Genomic DNA, 22,383 nt, shown 5'->3' with positions numbered 1-22,383 from the left:
AAATTATCTTCTGGTTTTATGCGATCAAGATATTAATTATCGTGCACCTTAAATGTGGGTTGGCTACTAAAGATGAAGGCAAACAGATGATACCAGCCGAAAAGTCATATATTTATGTAATGAAGCCCGTAGTTCAGATTTCTTTAGACCTGACAAACATAGAAGAAGCACTGGCAACAGCTAAAATGGCTGTACGCTCTGGTGTAGATTGGTTAGAAGCAGGTACTCCGCTATTACTTGCTGAAGGTTTGCACGGCGTCGAAAAATTAAGGTCTTCCTTTCCCGAAATACCTATAGTTGCAGATCTTAAAACCATGGATGGCGGTTACCTGGAGACAGAAATGATGGCCAAAGCCGGGGCTACCCATGTGGTGGTTATGGCAAGAGCACATGAAGAAACTATCCGGGTGGTGGTGCAAGCCGGAAAAGATTTTGGGGTTAAAGTAATGGGAGACAATCTTGGGTGCCCTGATATGGTGGAGGGAGCCAGACGCCTTGAGAGGCTTGGTTGTGATTACATTATTCATCATATCGGATATGATGAGCGCCGGGGTATCGCCGCAAGAGGTTTGCCTATGCCCAGCCCGCTAGATCAGTTGCGAGAAGTAGTAGAAGCCGTAAATATACCGGTACAGGCCGTTGGCGGGTTAAGTCTGGAACAAGCTATTCGCTGTCCGGAATTTGGCGCCCCCATGGTGGTGTTAGGGGCTCCTCTTACTATAGATGCAGATGCGTTTAAAACAGCAGATGGTGACCTGGAGAGTTCACTAAAACTGATCTGCGATAAAATACATGCCTATGGCGAAGTTTAATATTAATTGAGTGTAAAAATGAAGTCAGCCGCAGTAGTAAATTTTGCCCCTGAAAGAGGCAGTGTGGAGCTAAGAGAAATTGATAAACCTATTATTGGAAATGAGGATGTTCTGTTACAGGTAGAAAACGTAGGAGTATGCGGCAGCGATTTACATCAATGGACCGCAGATCATAGTTGGCCTGTAAATTACCCTGTTGTCCTCGGACACGAGTTTGGTGGGCGTATTGTTGAAGTTGGTGCAGCAGTCATAGGCTGGAAAGAAGGAGATCGGGTGGTGAGTGAAACTGCTGCTGTAATTAATGTTAATAGCCCTCTTAGCAGGGAAGGACTATATAATTTGGATCCTTCAAGAAAAGGCTTTGGTTATGGTGTAAATGGAGCAATGACAAAATATGTGAGTGTCCCTGCCAGGTGCCTGCATCGCATTCCTGAAAAGCTAGCTTTTGAGCAGGCCTGCCTTACCGAACCCTGTGCTGTAGCCTACAATGCCGTCGTTGTGAACTCGGATATAAAACCAGGCGATCGGGTCATCGTAATTGGTCCTGGCACCATAGGAATTCTTTGTGCTGCTCTGGCCGTATTGTCTGGTGCTGAAGTGGGTGTAGTGGGCCTGGAGAACGACAAAGAGCGCTTGCAAATTGCTGCTGGCTATGGTTGTCATATCTTCACAGATAATGCAGAAGCCTGGGCAAAAAAGCAAGACGGATTAGGGGTAGATTGCGTAATAGATGCAGCAGGAGTGAGTGCTACACTGAAGTTGGCCTTGCAATTGGTTCGTCCAAACGGACAAATTACTAAAGTGGGATGGGGTCCCAGGCCATTGCAGTTCTCCTTAGATCCCCTGGTGCAAAAAAACGTAAAATTACAGGGAAGTTTTAGTCACAACTGGCCCATATGGGAAAAAGTTTTATCGCTGCTAAGCAGTGGTCGCCTGGATGTGAGACCCATAATTGGTGGTGTCTGGGGAGTAAATGACTGGCATAAAGCCTTTGAGGCAATGCATTCTGGTTCCATTGTAAAAAGTATTCTAAAACCTATTTAAATGCAATTAAAGAATAAAGTAATTCTCATCACCGGAGGGTATACTGGAATAGGTAAAGCCATTGTCGAAAGATGTATACAGGAAGGAGCAAAAATCCTGGCAAATGGTCTTCGTAAAGAAAAGGGGGAAGAACTTGTTAAGCAACTAGATTCAGATCGTCTGATTACACATGCCCAGGATATCACAGAAGAGGGTACTCCGAAAAGACTAATTGAAGTAGCTCTGAAAAACTATGGCAAACTGGATGCTGTAGTCAATAATGCCGCCATCATAAGGCCTTCAAATATTGGAACCACGGATATGCCCTTTTTAAAACGCATGCTCGAGGTAAATACAATAGCCCCTTTTGCAATTATACAGGCTGCCCTACCCTATTTGACGAAAACTAAGGGCTGCGTACTAAATATCGGCTCTATAAATGCATGGAGCGGCGAACCCAATTTACTTGCCTATAGCATTTCAAAAGGGGCGCTAATGACAATGAGCAGAAATCTGGGCGACACTTTATTCAGAGAAAATGGGGTTAGAGTAAATCAAATTAACCCTGGCTGGGTGCTTACAGATAATGAATTTATCAATCAAAAAGAGCAGGGTAAAAAAGACGATTGGCATTTAAACCTTCCGGAGGTCTTTGCCCCTGCAAAACGCCTCTTTAAACCGGAGGAACTGGCAACGGCAGCCTTGTATTTATTATCCGACCAGTGCGGCCCGGTAAGCGGGCAGGTTCTGGAAGTAGAACAATTCCCTATGATTGGCCGTAATATGCCCAAAGAATGGTGAACCCTTATGTCTAACCTCTTTAATATCCTGTAATGCCCAAACTAGCAGTCTTTCCAAAAGCATATATGCAAGCACTTTGCAAGGATGGAACGATGAAAGTTTCACAATGGATAGATTTGGCTTGTAATCTCGATATCGACGGGTTGGAATGGTATGCCGGATTTTTAGAAATGGAAGATCGCAGAAACTGGGAATTATTTAGAAAACAGGTCGAAAATTATGGCAAAGTTATCCCCATGCTTTGTTGCTCCCCTGATTTTACTCATCCCGATGCTGAGTTCAGGAAAAATGAAATTCAAAAACAACACCACTGGATAACCATGACACATGAACTGGGCGGAAGCTACTGCAGGGTTTTATCCGGGCAAAGAAGGCCTGGTTTAAGCCTTGAGCAGGGCCTTGATCTTGCTACAGACTGTATAAACCAATGCCTGCCACTGGCCGAGGAACTGGGGATCACTTTAATTCTTGAGAATCATTATAAGGACGATTTTTGGGAATACCCCGAATTTGCACAAAAATTAGATGTTTTCTGTGAGCTGGTAGACAGGGTTCATCATCCCAACTTTGGTGTTAACTATGATCCGAGTAATGCTTTTCTTGCCGGGGATGATCCTTTGGAACTCCTTAAAAGGGTACTAGACCGGGTGGTAAGTATGCATGCAAGCGACCGCTATCTCATAAAAGGAACCATTGAAGATTTACGAAATGATGAAAATGGATCTGTCGGTTATGCCAAACGCCTTCGCCATGGAGAAATTGGCAAGGGCCTTAATGACTATGACGCTATTTTTAAATTGCTCAGTGGTGTGGGGTTCAACGGCTGGGTCAGCATAGAAGATGGCGTTGATGGTATTGATCAGTTAGAAAGAAGTGTTCACTTTTTAAGAACCAAAATGAAAAGGTATTGGCAATAATTCTGATAGGAAAACAGTATATCTTCCCGTAACTTATGCAATATATCTAACCTAAATTTTTTAAACAAGACCATGAGCAAAACGATATTACTAGATCAAAGGCCGGTAGGCATGCCAAAATTGTCGGATTTTAAATTTGTCACAGAGACTGTTCCTGAAATTTCGGATGGTGAAATGCTTTTGGAAACACTTTATGTTTCTGTCGACCCCTATCTCAGGGGAAGAATGAATGATGTTAAATCTTACATCCCTGCATTTGAACTTAACCAACCGATAAGTTCTGGAATTGTTGCTAAGGTTATTTCTTCCAAATCTGAGAATTTTAGCGCTGGAGACTATGTAACCGGAATGTTACCATGGAAAGAAAGACAAGTTTCGGACGGACAAGGGCTTATGAAAGTTGACCCTGAAGGAGCACCTTTATCTGCCTTTTTAGGGGTGCTTGGTCTGACAGGACTTACGGCTTATCTGGGTCTCATGGAAATTGGAAAGCCAAAAGCAGGAGAAACCCTTGTAGTTTCTGGTGCTGCAGGAGCTGTAGGCAGCATAGTTGGGCAAATTGGAAAAATACTGGGGATGAGAGTCATTGGTATTGCAGGTTCCGATGAAAAAATAAACATGATTAAATCCGATTTTGGCTATGATGAAGGGATAAACTACAATACCACTGAAAATATGGTGGAGGCATTAGGGCAATATTGCCCGGAGGGTATAGATGTATATTGGGATAATGTTGGAGGCACTATTTCTGAAGCAGTGTTGTTCCATATCAATAAATTTGCAAGACTCATCCAATGCGGCGCAATTTCTATGTACAATGATACCTCGTTTCCCAAAAGTATTTCTGTTCATAGCTTCCTGGTAAGAAACAGCGCCCTTATGCAGGGGTTTATTGTGTTCGATTATCAGGCGAAATATCCCGAAGCTATTCTTAAACTCTCCCAATGGCTGCAAGAGGGTAAACTAAAAAATGTTGAGACTATCAGAGAGGGTTTTGACACTATTCCCCAGGCATTCCTGGATCTCTTCCATGGAAAGAATAAAGGTAAAATGATTATTAAGACCGTATAGACATGCCTTAGTTTGTCGGGTTTAAGTATTGGTAAATTGGCAATATAGAAGAGGCATTTATTTGGTTATCCGACTGATTGGAGTAAGATCTACACGGCGAAATTCTACTTCCGCTCCTTCGGCCTGTAAGGCAATATGGCCGCTATTTGCTGTGGCTTCATATCCATGGTTTACGAGATCTCCATTTAGCCAAACCACAATTTCATTTCCAAGGCATTCTATTGTCATGCTATTCCATTCTCCCAGGGGCTTTTCAGATCCATCGGTCAGGTTTTTAATACGCCTTAGTTTTCCTTCAGTAATCCCCCACTCTGCTTTTGGGCCTCTCCGGGCTTCCATGTCATCGGTCTTAATATCTTCAACAATACACCAGAAATCTCCCGCATTCTTATGCATCATCTGAACCTCAATAGATTTAGGAAACATTTTATATAATGCCCTCGGCGTGGACGCAAAAACCAATACTCCACAATTCCCTGGTTCCCCGGCAAAACGGTATTCCAAGTCGAGTCTGAAATTTTTATAAACCGCATCGGTAATCAAATGACCCTGTGGTGTTCCCAGACTAACCAGCAACCCATCCCTAATTATAAAAGGGTTTATTGCATCAGCTATGCTGTCCATAGCGGGGACATCCACATGCCAGCCTTCCAGGTTTCTTCCGTTATAGAGCGAAATAGTTGTAGAAGAATAGCAACTACTAACTATGTACATCAAGACTGCCAAAAGTAAAACGCGGAACATTAGCTTTGCATTAGAGATCAGAATAGTAAAAGTATAAAAAACAATTTTAGAAGGTACTTATAACTGTAATACCGCTTGCATTGTATTCTGCCATTTTAGGCAATAGCAAGGGAACTTTTTCCAGGGATATGGTTGAGGAGATCATCGTGCTCAGATCAATTTCAGCAGAGGTGATTAAGCCGAACATATCTTTATACTTATGTGCCTGCATTCCATGACTTCCCAATATTTCTAACTCATTTGCGACTATCAACGACATGGGGATTGGTGGATTTTGATGTTGCCCGGCCATCAACCCCACTTGTATATGCTTTCCTCTTTTCCTGAGATTTAAAATAGAATTTAAACAGGTCTCCCGGCTACCCAAAGCATCTATGGAAAGATGTACACCACCTTTACTAATTGTTTTTACTGCTTCAACAACATTCTCAGTTCTTGCATTAATGCAGTGGTCTGCCCCTAGAACTTTGGCCAGCTTACATTTGTCGTCAGTAATATCTATTGCGATGACCTCTGCTCCCAGCGCCTTACCAATCTGTATTGCAGATAATCCCACACCTCCGCATCCATGGATGGCAAGAAACTGGCCGGACTTTATACTTCCCTGATCTTTTATGGCCCTGTAAGCCGTAATAAAACGGCAACCCAAACTAGCTGCAGCAACAAAATCTAGTTTTTCAGGTAAGGCAACAAGGTTTTCATCCGCATAATCAATAGCTACATATTCTGCGAAGGATCCCCATGCCGTAAATCCCGGTTGAAATTGATTATCGCATATATGTTGATTGCCCCCTGAACATGGCGTGCATTTTCCGCAACCGCAAACAAACGGAACCGTAACGCGCTGACCCACGGACCAATTCTTAATATTCTTACCCACTTCAACAATAGTTCCGGCCAATTCATGTCCTGGTACATGTGGAAGTGTTATGTCTTTATCATGACCCATCCATCCGTGCCAGTCACTTAAACAAAGTCCGCTGGCTTTAACCCTTACAACAACCCCATTATCTGCTGGCTCGGGATCCTGGACCTGCTGTATATAAATCGGTTGTTGAAATTTATAGTAAACTGCTGCTTTCATAACCAATTAGGGTTGTTTCATAAAGCGAGAGAAGATCACCAATTTTTTTCTGGTGTTAATGAAGTATACTCCTGTCAAAAGAATTGCAGCTGCAATAACAGACTGTGTAGTTATTTGCTCATTCAGGAAATACCATCCCAACAGAAGGGCTATAATCGGGTTGACATAAGTAGAAGTAGCTACTTTTTCCGGGGATACTACTTTTAACAGATAATTAAAGGAAGTGAAGGCCACTATGCTTCCAAAAATAATGAGTAATATCATGGAATATTTTACGGGGTTGCCCCAGCTTACGGGCGAAGTCCATTGCTCCTGAAATGCCAGGCTTGCAAGCATCAGCATAATACCTCCCGTAAACATCTGATATCCGGTATTCACAAAATAATTTTTAGGAAGATCCGCTTTCCCGACAAAAAGGCTGCCATAGCCCCAGCTAATCATACAGACAAAAATCATAATCATTCCCATGACAGAGTTCTCCTGGCTAATAATTTCCTTTTGGCTCACTAATAAATATATCCCAATAAATCCTAAAATGACGCCTATAACAGACATGGTCTGTATTTTCTTGCCCTGTATTAAGCGCATCAAAAGTAGTACGACTAAAGGTTGGGCAGAAATTTCCAGAGCTGCAAAACCACTATCCACGTATTTTAATGCCCAAACCACTACTCCATTTCCAAATGTAAGAAACAGGAAGCCTGCAATTATTGTGTTGAGCAATTGTCTGGGAGTAACAGAAATATTTATTTTCAGGGCTTTAGCAATTATAAAAATGATTATTCCCGCACTGACAAACCTAATCCCGGCCAGCATAAAAGGAGGTAATTCTGTTACTGCAATTTTGTTGAGTAAATAGGTAGACCCCCATATAAAATAGATAGAAAAGAAGGATAAAACAATTAGCGTGGTGTTTGGTTTTTGCTCCATGGTGCACTAACTCATTTGCTTTGGGAATTCAATATTAAGAAAACGTAATTACTCAAGTAATACAAGGGCTATTGAACTAACTGATGGAAGAGAGACAGTAAAAACTATAGTAAATTGTAACTACTACTGGCGCCTGCTTATCCCTTAGCGAGTTTTCTCAGTGCCACCCATTGTTTTAGCATATCTCTGGAATCACAAGCCGGGTATCCCAAAACCGTTTTGCCTGCAGCCACATCGCCAACTACCCCAGAACCAGCACCTACCGTTGCTCCGGAGTGTATAGTGGTATGATCTTTTATAGAAGCACTACCGCCAATAATTACCCCATCACCCAGGGTTACAGATCCGGCCAGACCACTATTCCCCGCCATAATACAAGAACGACCCATAACAGAATTATGCCCAATTTGCACCAGATTATCAATCTTACTACCGTCGCCAATTATGGTAGAACTGAATTTACCCCTATCTACACAAGAATTGGCACCAATCTCCACCGCATTGCCAATTATGACATTGCCAATATGTGGTATTTTGGTAAGTCCTCTTCCATCTTCACTAGGTCTGTAACCAAAACCGTCCGCACCAATGCTAACACCATTATGAAAAATGCAAAAAGCTCCAACTTCACATCGCTCCCTAATCACCGTACCCGGCCACATTACAGTGCCTGGGCCTATTTTGGTGTCGTCTAATATGGTAACATTGGGGTATAACGTACATCCCTCTCCCAAAACAACATTTTTACCTATATAACATCCGGCTCCAACTTTTGTCCCTTCACCTAGTGTAGCAGAGCTATGTACAATTGCGGTTTGATGTATTTCTTCCTCAAAATTAGGACCTTCCGGTTGATATAACTCCAAAAGTTTGGCCATCGCCAAATCTGCGTTTTGTACCCTGATCAGGGCTTTATTTTCACCTGGAGCAAGGTCAATATTATTGTTAATTATAGCTGCCGCGGCATTGGAAGCTTCCCACTTCTGGGCATATTTTCGATTGCCTATAAATGTGATATGTGTGGTGCCTGCCCGTTCTATTTGTTCCGGGCCTGTGATATCTACAGAAGTGTTACCTTCTAATTTCCCTTTTAAGATTTCATTTATTTCCTGAATAGTGAACGATTTCATGAGCAGTATTTAGTTGGATGTTTTTAAACTTGATATTAATTAGCTATTAAAAGTAAAGAATAGGATATCCCAGCTGTACTTCGGCAGTCGCCTTGCAGGGAGGTATATTAAAAACAGGGTGTAATGCTAAATTTTCTTCACCCGCACGGCATTCATGCCTTTCATTCCCTTTTCTAGTTCAAAAGAAACATTATCGTTCTCATTAATTTCATCAATGAGGCCGCTGACATGTGTAAAGTATTTTTCCTGATTTACAGCATCGATAATAAAGCCAAATCCTTTAGAGAAATCAAAAAACGATACTTTTCCAGTCCTGACGGGATCAAATTTATCCTCATCACTTTCTTCCTTCTTCGGTATACCAAGTACAATACTTTCTGCATCTACCTTTACTTTCAAAGAAGGGTCTGGCGGTGTATCTGTCAACTGGCCATTATGATCAACATAGGCAAACTGAATGCCGCCGCCTCTTTCCTTGGAAGCAAGTTTTCTGGCTTCTTTCTTTTTTTGCTTTTCCTCTCTTTTCTTTAATCGTTTTTTCTCTTTTTCACTTTTGCTGTACGTCTGCTGAGACTTCCCCATATTCTAGTTTTAATTCGTATTTAGTTTGTAGTTTAAAAAGAAGTAAAAACGGCAAATACGAATCAGGTAACAACTAGCTAAGTATTCTATTCAATAAATATCCGTAGCGGATACAGAACGATGGTTAATGAACCTCCTTTAAACTGTTGTAAAGATACTATTTTGCATCGAATTTATCCATTAAGAATTAACTCGCCATATTTAGTGAAGTATCTGTTTTTCACGAATTCATTCTTTATATTTTACCTATCTTCCATATCCGCTAAATTTAATTAAATGATGAGAGCCCTATTAATTATTTTTTTGTTTGGAACCACAATGGCATTTTGCCAGGAGAAACCAATTAAAATTGTAACCCAAGAACTTCCTAACCGTCTGGCCTTTTACGCTGTTAATGAGAACGAGCAAGATTTAGATGTGATGTTAAAAATCAAAGGCACTAATTTTAGACAAAGCAGCGCCAGACCCCGACTTATAAGGGTTCCGGCGACATCTAAGGTGCATATGAAAACCGTTGTGCTCATACGTGGCAAGCGTCCTTCCTATACTTATGATTTGGTGGTGAACGACAGTTTATCCAGAAGAGCCCTTAAGAAAGAGTATAAACCCGTCAAGATAAATCCCAAAAAACAGATAGTCGTTTACATCCCGGAAAATTGCCAAAGTTGCGATAGCCTTATCGTTCCCCTTACCAATGGCAAATATCTCTTTAAGATGCATGAGCTCGGTGAACGACCTGAAATTAAGGATCAGTTGAACAGGTCTTTCGCAAATAGAATTTTATTAGATTCTTTAGAAACACCCATTGTAAACCTGGGTGGCAAACTGTTTACTAAAATTGAAAATTACGATCAATTGCTATCTGAATTAAAGAAGGAGTAGCTTATTTGAAGTTATTTTTCAGAAAAGCTTTACCATTAGAAGACATAATTCTGCTGACAATTTCATCGGCCGGTATAATGTTCTCAGGTTTGGACAAATTGTGGTTTTTCATATAATTGTATACATGCCTTTCCAGGAAATCGGCTAAATAGGGCAATTCTTCTGCCGTCCAAAAACCATTTAGCGGATCTATTATTCCGTCAAAATCTGTTCCGAGGGCCATACAATCCCAGGCAAAAAGATTTTCATCATCCAATATTTCAATAATGTGTTGTATTTGATTCCAGAGTAATTCTGAGCGGTAATGCATAATCTTATTTCGTTTGACAGACTTTTTAGTGTCCTTTATGGTCTGCTTACTGGCAATTCTTCGCTCATCTAGTTGCAGGCCTATTATGCCCTTACTTTTAGCAATTCGTATAACTTCATCATCAAAAAAATTGATGTCCACCGGATTCAGTTTTGTGGCGACTGCTGAATTCCCCGGAATTCTGTTTGAAGAAGATTTAAGTCCATTACAAGCACCATGACTAACCACTACAGGAATATCCTGAAATTCTTGTTGATGTGAGTCGAGCATAGTATAGTATTCCTTCCGGGCTTTTGCACTCATATGTTTTATGTCGGCCAGAATACGTTTACCGTCAGTGTTGTCAACTAGACGAGTTAACACTTTTATGCCCAATGGAGTAAACCCGGTACCTAATCCTTCGCTTTGATCTGTTTTCTTTTTCACAATGCCGCTCAGACTCTCGGCATGGCCACAAATGTCATTATAAAAATGATGTGCCAAAGTGATCATAAACGGCCGATGATCCCAGTTTTTTATTTTTTCCAGATTGGCCAGAATTTCAACTTCATCAAGAGGTTTCTTTAAACCCGTATTGAGCACATGAAGTCCTTCAATGGACAACACAACGAAAATGGTTTTGATGTTTCCGTTTTCGTCATCTTTGGCGGTAATCTCCTCAATTTGACTGTAATTTTTAACCAGGCGATATTTAAAAAGCCCTTGGTTAAGCCGGATAATCTTACCATCTAACTGGCGAAAAAAATCGTACTGCATTTCAAGGTCCTTAAAATAATCTTTAATTCCCTGAATAAAATCTATGCGCTTATCTCCCACTCCTAAGGCAAAATTGGCGAGTAGATCTGCAATTAATTCGTTGTTGATCTTATTTCGGACAAACCACTTTTCCATAGGATAGAGCGAGACACAGACAATGCTCACACCACCCAGGGCAAGACTTGTAAAATTTGATTGTCTGAATTTTGTAAGTCCGCCGATATAGTTAATCAACTTATCTAGTAAAGTCGGCGGATCATAATGCCAAATGCTTCTGAGTGTACTTCTATGAGGATGGTTAATCCCTTTAGGACTGTAATTGAAACTTTTACCGAAAGGCTTAAGTGAGGGATGACAATGTAGGTCTACATATTCGTTGTTAAAATGCATAGGAATGGTGTATATGAAAACAGTAAGGACTCTGTTTTCGGGTAAATTCTGGCAAGTACTATTTCTAATTAAGGTAAAATACAATTTTAATCCGGACCCATTTAAAGAGGATGTATAGCAGGTAGGTTTTCTTGTGTGATTGGTTGTGCTAGGGGTATCTATTTATTGAAACGCCGTGATAATTGAATCAAATTTCAGGACGATTGAATTACAATTCTACTGTAAAATCATCACTATATGAACAAAATATTATAAAATTAATTTTTAACACATTTTTGACATATTCTTTATATATAGTTGTATATCAGAGTATTAAAGGTTATCCCTCTACCCCTTTATATCATTAATCTGTTAAATATTGTTTAAAACGGTACTATATTATACATAGTACTGTAACAAAAATGTTAATTCCTCGTCTATTAAGTGTAGGTCGTTTAAATCAACCGTCATGAAAACAACAGTTCACATCCATAAAAATTTTAATAAATACCTGATAATGGGATTTGGATGGAGTAATATAAACGATCTGAATAAGCAGAAAAAAACAAAAAAGTACAATAACAAATAAAAAATATTAGATATGAGACATTTTAGCAATCACACACCGACAGAAACGAGAAGATATTCATTCTTTTCAAAGTTTAAGAACACTAAAAGGGTACGCTGGTCAGAAGTCAGAAACTATACCGCATAACCTATCAACATCAACTATAATATTAAAAAAATAAGTCATGAGACATTTTAGCAATCACACACCGACAGAAACGAGAAGATATTCATTCTTTTCGAATTTCAAGAACAGTAAAAGGGTGCGCTGGTCAGAAGTCAGAAACTATACCGCATAACCCGTAAAATTCAACAACCATAACAGTAAAATCACAGGTCATGAAACATTTCATCAATCACACACCAACAGAGTCTAGAAGACACTCTTTCTTTTCTAGTCTTAAGGACAGTAAAAGAGTTCGATGGACAGAAAGCAGAAATTACGTTTACTAACCAAGCAGCTATCCCCCATTTTCCCTAAGAGGAAATAAAAAACCCTTATCTATCTGGATAAGGGTTTTTTTTATAAGTTAATTTTCACCTAATCGCCAATTGATACATCTTCTGTGGCACCATTAGGATATATTACCGTTACCATTTCATCACAACTTCCATCTCCAAAATCTACGCTAACCTCCAGACCATTTTTGTTGACATCCATACTTCCACTGGTGAGGTAGCCACAGCTAAAATTCCCCTCTAAGGTAGTTGTAACTTCAACGGCATAGCTGTTTCCATCATGGAAAACGGCCCAATTGCCATCAATTGTGAAGGTACTGGTCTCAAGGTTTTCTCCAAATGCAAAACCAAAGGTCCTGGTACCATTTTCAGCAATGGTATCTCCGTTTGGCATTGTTACTTCCATATCGCTGGTGACCGAAAATGAAAAGGATCCTTCGGCTTCATTTCCGTCCACACTATAGCTTCTGGTACCGTTTAGTTCAATTTCACCAACATAAAAGGCATCATATGTGGCGGTAAAGGTGGCACTTTCTTGTCCAACAGCGTAAGTCACCGTTAATGTTCCATTCACATTATCGGATCCGTTCAGGACGCAATTTTCAAAGACTACTGTAAAGCCAGTATCGGTATATTCTGCTCCATAACATTCGTTATTACTTTTAGCACTATTGCTATCATTCATATATAATTCGGCCAGAATAGAATCAACAACACTTGCTGCATCGTCTGTTTCCAGTATGGTTTTAAGTTCTGTGGAAGTCAGTTCTCCCTCGTTAATTACACTTTCGCTGTCCTCACTACAACTGTAGGCTGTTAAAAATACAACTGCCAATACCGCGAACTGCTTTGTAAAATTCAAGATTCCTTTCATGATAAGATTTTATAGGGTTAACCCTATAGAAACGCATCGCTTAGTGGATTATTTTAAACTGACGGTGATAAAATGGCCCAATTTTAAGGAAAAAGGGCCTGTTACTTGTTCTCTTGTTTTCTGGTTAGCGGTACAAAACGAACGGCGAGCAAGTTCTTTTTCTTTATCTTTTTAGGGGTCTTATCTATTTGTATTAACTGCCTGGTTCCTCTATGAGGCCCTACAGGAATTATCATTCTGCCGCCAACGGCTAGTTGTTCTACCAGCGGTTTTGGTATTTCCTCAGCTCCGGCGGTTACTATTATGGCATCAAAAGGGGCATGCTCTTCCCAACCATTATACCCATCTCCAATTTTGAGATTTATATCTGTATATCCCAGACCATATAAAACCTCCCTGGCCTGTAAACCGAGTTTTTCGACAATTTCAATAGAATACACATTATCAGTAATTTCGGCCAATACAGCTGCCTGGTAACCAGATCCTGTTCCAATTTCCAAAACTTTACTGTCTTTTTTAAGCTGAAGGCATTGTGTCATATAGGCCACAATATAAGGCTGAGAAATAGTTTGCCCTTCCCCAATGGTTAAAGCCCCATCCACATAGGCATAAGGTCTTTGATCTTCCGGAACAAATTTATGCCTTGGCACCTTACCCATGGCGGCCAAAGTGGCAACATCATCAATACCTCTGGAAATTAACTGATCTTCTACCATTCTTGTTCGCTGTAGCTGATAAGTGTCTTGCCATATTATCAGACTGGCCAGTGCAGGAACAATACTTAAGATTAGCAACTGGCGTAACATTTTCTTTTTTTTAAGGGTTAAAAGGCTTTAGGTAGTGGTCTTATATAACCATCATATGTAATACTGCTTCTACCAGTACTTTTTAGATACACCGAGGTATACCCGCGGCGGCGAATTGTCATTTCCACATTGTGGATTTCAGATCCATCTTTAAGATCAAACTTTATTTGAACCCTGCGTTTTTTATCTTCAAAATCTGCAGTATAATTCGCTACTGCTCCTTCAAATTTTATCACCGGCTGGTGACTGTATCCTCCTCCACCCCATACTGTGCCATAGTATGGTAAAATTATAGCAGCATTGCCATCCTCAAATCTAATTTCATTGAAATTTGTTACCATACTTATCCTGCCCCCTCCCATGGGAATTGCCCTGTCGGCTACAAAAAGAAAACTCCCAGAGGCAATTAATGTTTTTGTACCGGCATACTCTAAGTTGGCTTTACCGGTTTTTTCTGCTTTTCTATCCGCTTTGGACTGGCTATGCAATTGGGTACATAGTAATAAGCAAAGTACTATGGCTAAATTTTTCATTTGCGTGCTATTTAATCCAGGAATTTCCCTGGTGAATATGAATAATTCATTATCAGGCTTCGGGCACAACAGCAACGAGTACCCATATTTTTTTACCTGTCTCATTCTCCCAGTTTCCTATATCCCGGTACTCTCCGGTTATAGTGAAACCGGCTTCTTTTAATTCCTTTTTTACATATTTCGGAGAAAGAGTATGAGAATTAGTTTGTTCTTTTCTGGTTTTATTCTTTGCGTGATCCTTGAGTTTTTCAAGAATTAATACCCTGCCTCCGGGTTTTAACGATTCATGAATATGTGAAAGTATTGTTTGGTATTCGGTCATTTCATGGTAGGCGTCTATCACAAAAACAACATCCATACTGTTATCCGGTAGTTTTGGATCATCATAGTCCCCCAGGGTAGTAACAATATTTTGCAGTTTTCTCTCACTGGCATTGTCCTCGAGTTTTTCCAATCTGTCCTCCCGTACATCAACCGCGTATACCTTACCATTTTCCCCTACCTTTTTAGCTAAATGCATACTCAGGTATCCTTCATGGCAGCCTATATCGGCTACAGTGCCACCGGTGTTAACTTCCGCCCAATTGAGCAATCTTTCTACATTCATCCATTCATCGCGTTCTTTCCAGGAATCCTCTGAATATTGAGAATTACTGTTGAAAGTGACCAACAGACATAAACAAATGGCAAAAAAATCTAATTTTAGTTTCATAGCTAAAAGGTAGGAAATCAGAAGATATACTCACCTTAAAATTCTCTTAAACTATTTACCGACTATAGGTAATCGAATTGCAGATGGGTATTCAGAGGAATGATGTATAGAATTATTGGCTGTTATTCCAACTTTCTCGTCATAATTGCGTCCGCCGGTATTCAGGTTTCTGGCAAAACGGGGAAAGTTACTGCTAGAAATCTCGATGCGTATACTATGTCCTTTTTTAAAGAAATTGCTTGTTGCCATAGGTGTTAAATCTACCTTATACACTTTGCCCTTTTCCATAAAAACTTCTTTGTCGTAACCTTCTCTGTAACGCACTCTTTGTATAGTCTCATCCAGGTTATATGCCCGACCGTCAGGATAAACATCAATAAGTTTTATGGTGAAATCGGTGTCTTTTACATCCGATGATACGTATAGCGAGGTCTCTATAAATCCAGAAATTTCCAGACCTTCCTGAAGCGGTGCTGTGGTGTATACCAAAATATCATTTCTGGTTTCCATCACACGTTGATCAAAAGCCCCTCCTTCAACGGCGTTCCCGGTACAGCATACATTTCCCCCATATGAGGTAACAGGATTCATAGGGTCATAGGTGAAATTGTCTTGTTTATCAGTATTCGACGGGGGTTTAATGCTAAGCGTACCATCCCCATACAGACTGTTTGCGTTTCCTTCACTGTTTAAGTAATAAGTGGTCATTTCACTATTCTCAGGTGGCCAGGTATCTGCAGATTGCCATTTATTACTTCCCATGGTATAATACTGCACTTTAGGGGTTTCTGCTTTAAAACTGTTTTGCTCCCCTTTTAGCCATAAATCGAACCATGCGTAAATTTGTTCATCGTAGTTTAATCTCGCGTCACCCACGCTTCGTTCCCCAACGATGGTATTCTCTGTAGCCCTGGTGTACCTGCAATGCAAAGTTGGGGCAATTACCAGGTATTGATTGTCTCTTACCTCCGCATCTTTGGAGTTATTTCTAACATGGTTGTACAAAGCCAGATTGGGGCTGATAGATACGTCGTACCAGGAGGCAAACCAGAAACTGGGGGTAGCCAAATCCATATTGTCATGATATAAACCTCCTCTAAACCAATCTTCGTGATTTGGTGTGCGCCTTACCATTTTATCAAATATTTCTCTTTTGCCATTTATATTCTGCAACATGTCCTGAATAGGCAGATGTGCTAGGGCTTCTGACATATCAACAGGCGGATTTTCCGGAGCGAGATCATAAAATCTCGATATCCTGATCAGGTCTTCCTGTGTGGCACCGGCCGGGATTCTAGGTTTAAACTTGTCGTGTTCCACCCCGTATAACCAGGCAAAAAACAGCAGTTGTTCAGCTCCTCCCCTATACCAATTACCCTGCTCATAATAGGTGCCTACTCTTCCTACACCAGCACCAAAACTTTGGGGTACCATGGCAGCGTGAGCAGGATGATCCAATGCAGCCACAGCCATTTGCCATTCTGCAGTGGAGGAACAACCCAGTGTACCTATTTTACCGTTAGACCATTTTTGATCTTTCATCCAACTAAAGGCGTCATAACCGTCGGTTAATGGAGTACCCAGAATGTCCCATTCCCCTTCAGAATAATATCTTCCCCTTTCGTTTTGAACTACATAGGCATATCCTCTTTTTACAGCTTCATAGGCCCGTTCAGCCGTCCTGGTTCTTCTTTCCCCGTCTCCCCAGGAATTGAAGCTATAGGGTGTTCTGGAAAAAATTATTGGGACTTGTTCTTCAGTTTTCGGCCTGTATATATCTGTTGCAAGCCTTATCCCATCTCGCATAGGCATCATTACCTTCTTCTCGACAATCGCAATTTCCTCAAGTTTGGATAGTATTTCTTCCTGTGCAGAAATACTTGTTGTACCAATAATAAATACGATGATGATCCTTACGATTATTTCAGTTGTCTTTTCCATTTCCGCTTAATTTAGTTAGCACTTAAAAGTATGGAAAAAGTTGATTCGATGAAATTCTTAATACTATCTTAAATTTCTGTTTAGAATCCCTTGATTTTATATTTTTAATGCATACATCAATCTAAAGAACACTATTATGAAACCATTATTTTTAGTTATTGCCATTGCACTGGGAACGATATTAGGAAATGCCCAGGAAACTACAGCAGATATTGAAGGAGTCAAGGCTGCCTGTTTTGATTATATCAATACTTTTTACAAGGCCGATACCACCTTAGCTTATCGAAGTGTACATAGCTCTATTCGCAAGACTGGTTTTCATTTTAGTGAAGAGAAAGGAAGTTATTCTGATCAACTGGAAATGCCGTTTGACCAATTAATAAACCTTGCTAAAAGATGGAATGTCAATGGCAATAGAGCTGATGAAACATCGCCTCAGCAGGTTGAAATATTTGAAGTATCTGATAAAACCGCAATTGCAAAAGTTACTGCGGTCTGGGGAATAGATTACATCAGTCTAATGAAGATCGAGGATAAATGGATGATTGTAAATGTACTTTGGCAATCACCACCAAAATTTACAATAGTCGGGAAATAAACACCCTGCTGCCCTATCTCTTAAGTACAAAGTATCCTGCGATAGAATTTCCATTGGACGTATCTATGCGATACCAATAGGAATCGGCTGCCAGTGGTTTGCCATTAAAATTTCCATCCCATCCTACTCCAGGGCCTATCTGTTTAAGTAATTGTCCGTAGCGGTTAAAGATCCATACCCCTGTTATTGCTACTTCGTCCGTTGAATTAACCATCCAGCTGTCGTTAAATCCGTCATTGTTCGGAGTAAAAAATTGAGGGATCGGAATATTTTCAGTGATGACTTCCGGACCAAGAGTGGTAAATGATTCTACCCCGCAATTCTCTGCCGGGCCATTATTGCCGTAGGGTATAATGTTAACATAAATTTCTGTGTTTTCAGGTAAGAGTTCGGCAAATGTGTAGTTTGCAAGCCCAGCAACGTTTTCATTGACTACAATTTCTGAACCTCCGGGAGTTGTACCGACAGATAAAATATAGCCCGCTGCCCCCGATACAGCATTCCATGTCAGAATTGCATCAGTTTCAACATTTTTAGAGCCATCAGCCGGAATAATCAATGTTGTGCAATCCGGCGGCAAAGGTGCAATACCCGTAGAAAAAGATATGGGTTGGCAATTATTTGCTTCTCCAAGATCGTTATAAGGAGTTATTTTGACAAAATAAAGGGTGTTCTCCATAAAATCCGGCGGTTTATAATTAGTACCGGTACCCACATCTTCATTGTCCAGTATTTTTATACCCCCTATAGCCTTTTCCCATATGGTCATTCTGTAGCCGGAAGCATTAAAATCTCTGATCCAGGTAATATTGGCAGTCACCGATACAAACTGTCCCCCGTCTATAGGGTCTATTATTTCAGTACACATGGGAGGATTATTCCCTCTGGTCCTGAACGAGACCTCAGAACAACTGGCTGTATCCCCTGCTGAATTGTAAGGGGTGATGGTAACATAGATCCGTTGAAAAAGAGGTAAATCTGTCGGTAGATTATAAGTAGTTACATTACCAGCATCAAAATTATCCAGGATATCAGTACCTCCTGAACTAGTACCAATTGTAAGTAAATAGCCCGCTGCAGCAGCTTGTGGTGCCCATGTAATATTAGACTCAGGTGCAACACCATAAGAGCCGTCTAAGGGACTCAATAGCGTAGCACAGCCAGGGATAGCACTAGCGTCTCCTGTAGTGAAGCTTTCTTCTGTACATCCTATTGCATCGCCTGTATTGTTATTTGGTACGATGGTAATGTAATATGTGGTATTGGGCAACAGGCCCGAGGGAGGAGTGTAATTCAGATCGGGTCCTAAATCAGAATTGTCCAGGACGTCTGTTCCACCAGGACTACTTCCAATGGTTACAAAATATTTGGTGGCCGTTGGAACGGCCGCCCAGGAAATAAAGGTCGTAACCGGTACATTTGCTTCCCCATCTACCGGATTGGTAATTTGAGTACAATCTGGTATCTGTCCATAAGCAGTATAAATGCAAAGGGAGAACAATAAATACAAAAAGATGTTTCTTCCTGCACCTATTCTTCTCCCAATATTACATTTATTATAGTGTTCCACCCTTAAATATAAAAGAAATATTATAGCCTTAGTCGCCTTTTAGCACAGTTCCTAAAAAGTAACGGATAACTTCCCTCTTATAAAAAATGGTGATCCTGGTGTAAAATGTATTTCTTCAATCCCCTGAGGTTCGTTAAAGAGTCTACTCTCTGTCGCAAATTGGGTTTCATTCCATTCCGTGTCAAACAGGTTTTCAACGATTACTCCAAGGGTCCAGTTTTTTATGGTATAATTCAGATTAAGATCGGTAACCATATATCCTTCAGCTACAATAGAGTTGTCCTCATTAGCCGGCCGATCCTTTAAGTATCTGTAATTAATACCTCCACTGAAATTTCCAAGATCCCTGAATGAAAAACCACCAGAGGATGTAAGGTCCGGAGCTAGCGGGATATAATCCTGCCCTTCCGCTTCTTCAGTACTTCTGGCATAAGTATAGTTCAGGTCTCCATTGAAATAAAGCCAATCTAACAGCTGATATCGCAGTCCAAGATCCACACCCAGGCGTCTTGTCTTACCACTTGGCTCCACTATTCCTGCATCACCTACATATACAAATTCCTGCTGTAGAAATAAGGTCCAGAATGCAGCATTCACAACCAGCCGGTCTATAGGCTTAACAATAGCCCCAAGGTCTGCACCAAAGGCTCCGGGAAGGATCTTTTTGCCTTCATTTGCCACTACTACCCTGGTATCATTAGAATGAAAACCAAAGCCTGTTTTTGCAAACAGCTGAAGGTTTTCCGAAGCGGCATAAATGGCATTGAACTTTGGACCAACAAACACTTTACTTTCACTAAGGCTTGTATAGTTTTCTTGCAACAGGTCCTGATAATCGAACCTAAAATAATCTAGCCTCAAACCAGGGTTGAGGGTCCATTTTTTATTTTTATAAGTCGCCTGAAAATAGCCATATCCATTTAGTTCATCCGTATTCCCGTAGGCCAGACGTTCTAGCAGTGTTTTTCTATTCTGCGTTCTGGAAAGCTGTACATCATTTACATCGTCGTAACGGAAACCTATACCGGTTTCATAATTTAGCTGTTGATCATGATCCTCTATATGGAAAGATCTGCTAAAGCTAGATTGTGCACCGATGATGATCCGGTCTTCTTTTTGCCTTATTTGATCTGCATTAACCGGGTCTTCCAGGAAAAAAGTAAAGTTAGAAAACAGCTCAAAATCATAAGCTGAGACAAACGCATTGGTTTTAATATTACGATGTTCGTCTATTTGCTTACTGTGATTGAACCAGATATTAGATCTGCTGGTGTTTCCACCTTCGGTATCATCTATAGCTCCAAAGCGAGTGATTAATCCCTGATCAACCGCTCTTTGCGGTATCTGACCAGAAGCATCCCACTTACTTTGGAAATGAGAAAGCGATATACTAAGTTTCTCATCCACATGATTATTATAATTATAACGCCCCATGATGTTCAGCCTGTTAAAATTCTGCGGGGATTCAAAAACACCGTCAGACAGCATAAATTCTGATGCCAGATAGGCATTACTTTTATCCCCCTCAGACAATTTTAAGAGACTTAGGCCCCTTAATGTATTAAATTGCCCAGCTTCCATTGAAATGAGGTTATCATCTATGCGTTCTTTCAGTTTAAGATCCACATAGCCCGCAGTGTTGTAATTTCCTTTTTGAGCATAATAGGGACCTTTTCCAAAATCTATATTATCAATGACTTCCGGGATAATAAAATGCATGTCAGCATAACCTTGTCCGTGGGCATGAGAAACCATATTTACAGGCATCCCATCTACATTGATTGCGATATCTGTTCCATGGTCTATATCAAAGCCCCTTAGAAATATCTGTTCGGCCTTACCACCTCCTGCATGTTGTCCGATAATTAATCCTGGAATCTTTCTAAGTATTTCCTGAGAAGATTTAACAGGATTGGCTTTTATATCCATATTTACCAGCTTACTAAGGACATTTACCTTTGATACCAGTACTACCTGATCCAGGGAAACAGCCGACTCTAAGAGGACAATATCAATAGAGGTGTCTAGTTGCGATTCTTTTATTGTTATTTCCTGGTTTTCATAACCCAGGCTATGAAAAAACAGGACATCTCCTTCCGAAATATCATCCAATTCAAAATATCCTGAAATATTAGAATAGGTGTATGCCCCGGTGGTTTTGTTATAAACTCCGACGCCTTCAAGAGGTACTGCGTTTTCAGAAGTAATGGTTCCATTAATTTCGTGTGCGCTGATATTACTAAAACAAGCAATACCAATAATGCACAGTATATACTTTAACATAATTGATTTTTTTATTTAATATTTTCACTATATCCGGTCATATTCAAAAAATATGACAAGGGGTGTTGAGATAATAAATGAAATGGGGAAATAGCATTGTTTACCAGAGGGCTGCCCATATCAGGCAGCATCCTTTCTAGTAAAAGCTTTATCAAAGAAGTATATAAATGGGAGGTTCCTGCCACAAACTACTGTATCCTTTAAGAACATTGCGTTCGGGTGTTAGTATACTATTTTCTAGTTCTAAGACAGATTGGTTTTCGAGTGTATATTTAAAAGCAACCAAATGTTTATCAATTGATTTACCCGGCACCAGTGGATCGGATTGTGAATTATTTTCACTGGTGTTCTGTAGCAAACTTTGAACAAAATCTATAATCTGATGTTCATGTACTATTTTACTTGTTCTGTGTTGTCCATACTGATGGCTATATACTCCTTCTTCAGAAAACTCCGAAGCATGTGTCATCACATAATCCGGTAAACTCAAATCATGTGAAAGGTTATGCAAAACAGTACTTAATTGTTGCTGGAAAGGACTTAACAAATAGAATACAGCTATAATAAAGGCCAGTCGCTTTATCAGCCACGTCTTCATATCGGTATATCGACCTTTATTATTCATTGTT

At 40.3% G+C, this 22,383-nt stretch carries 21 protein-coding genes; 7 read left to right on the top strand and 14 right to left on the bottom strand.

The features are described from left to right. The first annotated feature begins 119 nt into the window (after positions 1–119). From J1G40_RS03305 to J1G40_RS03285, 5 genes are all read left to right on the top strand, one after another. A complete protein-coding gene (locus J1G40_RS03305) occupies positions 120–812 on the top strand; it encodes an orotidine 5'-phosphate decarboxylase / HUMPS family protein (RefSeq protein WP_265240959.1) in 693 nt (230 codons plus the stop codon). Positions 813–830: 18 nt separating this feature from the next. Then, the gene (locus J1G40_RS03300) at positions 831–1,856 is read left to right on the top strand and encodes a zinc-binding dehydrogenase (protein ID WP_265240957.1); all 1,026 of its coding nucleotides are present in this window, start codon (positions 831–833) and stop codon (positions 1,854–1,856) included. After that, a complete protein-coding gene (locus J1G40_RS03295; protein WP_265240955.1) occupies positions 1,857–2,636 on the top strand; it encodes an SDR family NAD(P)-dependent oxidoreductase in 780 nt (259 codons plus the stop codon). A 32-nt stretch (positions 2,637–2,668) separates the two neighbouring features. After that, on the top strand, positions 2,669–3,553 hold the full coding sequence (locus J1G40_RS03290; protein ID WP_265240954.1) for a sugar phosphate isomerase/epimerase family protein: 885 nt from the start codon (positions 2,669–2,671) through the stop codon (positions 3,551–3,553). Between the two features lie 72 nt (positions 3,554–3,625). Further along, a complete protein-coding gene (locus tag J1G40_RS03285) occupies positions 3,626–4,624 on the top strand; it encodes an NADP-dependent oxidoreductase (RefSeq protein WP_265240952.1) in 999 nt (332 codons plus the stop codon). A gap of 57 nt (positions 4,625–4,681) precedes the next feature. On the opposite strand, the gene J1G40_RS03280 is transcribed toward J1G40_RS03285, so the two are convergent. The 5 genes from J1G40_RS03280 to J1G40_RS03260 form a co-directional block, all read right to left on the bottom strand. Continuing rightward, a complete protein-coding gene (locus J1G40_RS03280) occupies positions 4,682–5,368 on the bottom strand; it encodes a DUF1080 domain-containing protein (RefSeq protein WP_265240950.1) in 687 nt (228 codons plus the stop codon). Positions 5,369–5,414: 46 nt separating this feature from the next. Then, the gene (locus J1G40_RS03275) at positions 5,415–6,452 is read right to left on the bottom strand and encodes a zinc-dependent alcohol dehydrogenase family protein (protein WP_265240948.1); all 1,038 of its coding nucleotides are present in this window, start codon (positions 6,450–6,452) and stop codon (positions 5,415–5,417) included. Between the two features lie 6 nt (positions 6,453–6,458). Then, entirely contained in the window at positions 6,459–7,382 is a 924-nt protein-coding gene (locus J1G40_RS03270; RefSeq protein ID WP_265240946.1) for an EamA family transporter, read from the bottom strand. Positions 7,383–7,519: 137 nt separating this feature from the next. Further along, the gene (gene lpxD, locus J1G40_RS03265) at positions 7,520–8,512 is read right to left on the bottom strand and encodes a UDP-3-O-(3-hydroxymyristoyl)glucosamine N-acyltransferase (RefSeq protein ID WP_265240944.1); all 993 of its coding nucleotides are present in this window, start codon (positions 8,510–8,512) and stop codon (positions 7,520–7,522) included. Positions 8,513–8,638: 126 nt separating this feature from the next. Then, on the bottom strand, positions 8,639–9,094 hold the full coding sequence (locus J1G40_RS03260; RefSeq protein WP_265240943.1) for a cold-shock protein: 456 nt from the start codon (positions 9,092–9,094) through the stop codon (positions 8,639–8,641). A gap of 276 nt (positions 9,095–9,370) precedes the next feature. On the opposite strand from J1G40_RS03260, the gene J1G40_RS03255 reads away from it, so the two are divergent. Further along, positions 9,371–9,976, top strand: coding sequence for a hypothetical protein (locus tag J1G40_RS03255; protein WP_265240941.1), 606 nt, complete (start codon positions 9,371–9,373; stop codon positions 9,974–9,976). Position 9,977: 1 nt separating this feature from the next. On the opposite strand, the gene J1G40_RS03250 is transcribed toward J1G40_RS03255, so the two are convergent. The 6 genes from J1G40_RS03250 to J1G40_RS03225 all read right to left on the bottom strand — a co-directional run bounded on the left by J1G40_RS03250 (position 9,978) and on the right by J1G40_RS03225 (position 17,303). After that, the gene (locus tag J1G40_RS03250) at positions 9,978–11,432 is read right to left on the bottom strand and encodes a dipeptidase (protein WP_265240939.1); all 1,455 of its coding nucleotides are present in this window, start codon (positions 11,430–11,432) and stop codon (positions 9,978–9,980) included. 1,087 nt (positions 11,433–12,519) lie between these two features. Continuing rightward, positions 12,520–13,311, bottom strand: coding sequence for a hypothetical protein (locus tag J1G40_RS03245; RefSeq protein ID WP_265240938.1), 792 nt, complete (start codon positions 13,309–13,311; stop codon positions 12,520–12,522). 101 nt (positions 13,312–13,412) lie between these two features. Beyond that, entirely contained in the window at positions 13,413–14,117 is a 705-nt protein-coding gene (locus J1G40_RS03240; protein ID WP_265240937.1) for a protein-L-isoaspartate(D-aspartate) O-methyltransferase, read from the bottom strand. 17 nt (positions 14,118–14,134) lie between these two features. Beyond that, positions 14,135–14,650, bottom strand: coding sequence for a DUF4251 domain-containing protein (locus J1G40_RS03235; RefSeq protein WP_265240936.1), 516 nt, complete (start codon positions 14,648–14,650; stop codon positions 14,135–14,137). A 52-nt stretch (positions 14,651–14,702) separates the two neighbouring features. Then, on the bottom strand, positions 14,703–15,362 hold the full coding sequence (locus J1G40_RS03230) for a class I SAM-dependent methyltransferase (protein ID WP_265240935.1): 660 nt from the start codon (positions 15,360–15,362) through the stop codon (positions 14,703–14,705). A 51-nt stretch (positions 15,363–15,413) separates the two neighbouring features. Then, complete coding sequence (locus J1G40_RS03225; RefSeq protein ID WP_265240933.1) at positions 15,414–17,303, bottom strand: CocE/NonD family hydrolase; 1,890 nt, start codon at positions 17,301–17,303, stop codon at positions 15,414–15,416. Between the two features lie 136 nt (positions 17,304–17,439). Here J1G40_RS03225 and J1G40_RS03220 point away from each other — a divergent pair, with 136 nt between their 5' ends. After that, entirely contained in the window at positions 17,440–17,901 is a 462-nt protein-coding gene (locus tag J1G40_RS03220) for a nuclear transport factor 2 family protein (RefSeq protein ID WP_265240931.1), read from the top strand. Between the two features lie 13 nt (positions 17,902–17,914). Here J1G40_RS03220 and J1G40_RS03215 read toward each other — a convergent pair whose 3' ends face one another. From J1G40_RS03215 to J1G40_RS03205, 3 genes are all read right to left on the bottom strand, one after another. Beyond that, positions 17,915–19,471, bottom strand: coding sequence for a T9SS type B sorting domain-containing protein (locus J1G40_RS03215; RefSeq protein ID WP_265240930.1), 1,557 nt, complete (start codon positions 19,469–19,471; stop codon positions 17,915–17,917). A 51-nt stretch (positions 19,472–19,522) separates the two neighbouring features. Beyond that, positions 19,523–21,754: a TonB-dependent receptor gene (locus J1G40_RS03210; RefSeq protein ID WP_265240928.1), complete on the bottom strand. Its 2,232-nt coding sequence runs from the start codon at positions 21,752–21,754 to the stop codon at positions 19,523–19,525. 151 nt (positions 21,755–21,905) lie between these two features. Further along, on the bottom strand, positions 21,906–22,379 hold the full coding sequence (locus J1G40_RS03205) for a hypothetical protein (RefSeq protein ID WP_265240926.1): 474 nt from the start codon (positions 22,377–22,379) through the stop codon (positions 21,906–21,908). Between the last annotated feature and the right edge of the window lie 4 nt (positions 22,380–22,383).

Origin of the sequence: Muriicola sp. Z0-33 (assembly GCF_026126425.1) — a bacterium.
In the GTDB taxonomy this organism is placed as follows: Bacteria; Bacteroidota; Bacteroidia; order Flavobacteriales; family Flavobacteriaceae; genus JAFMPW01.
The sequence above is the reverse complement of the archived record's forward strand: the minus strand, read 5'-3'. Positions and strand labels throughout refer to the sequence as shown.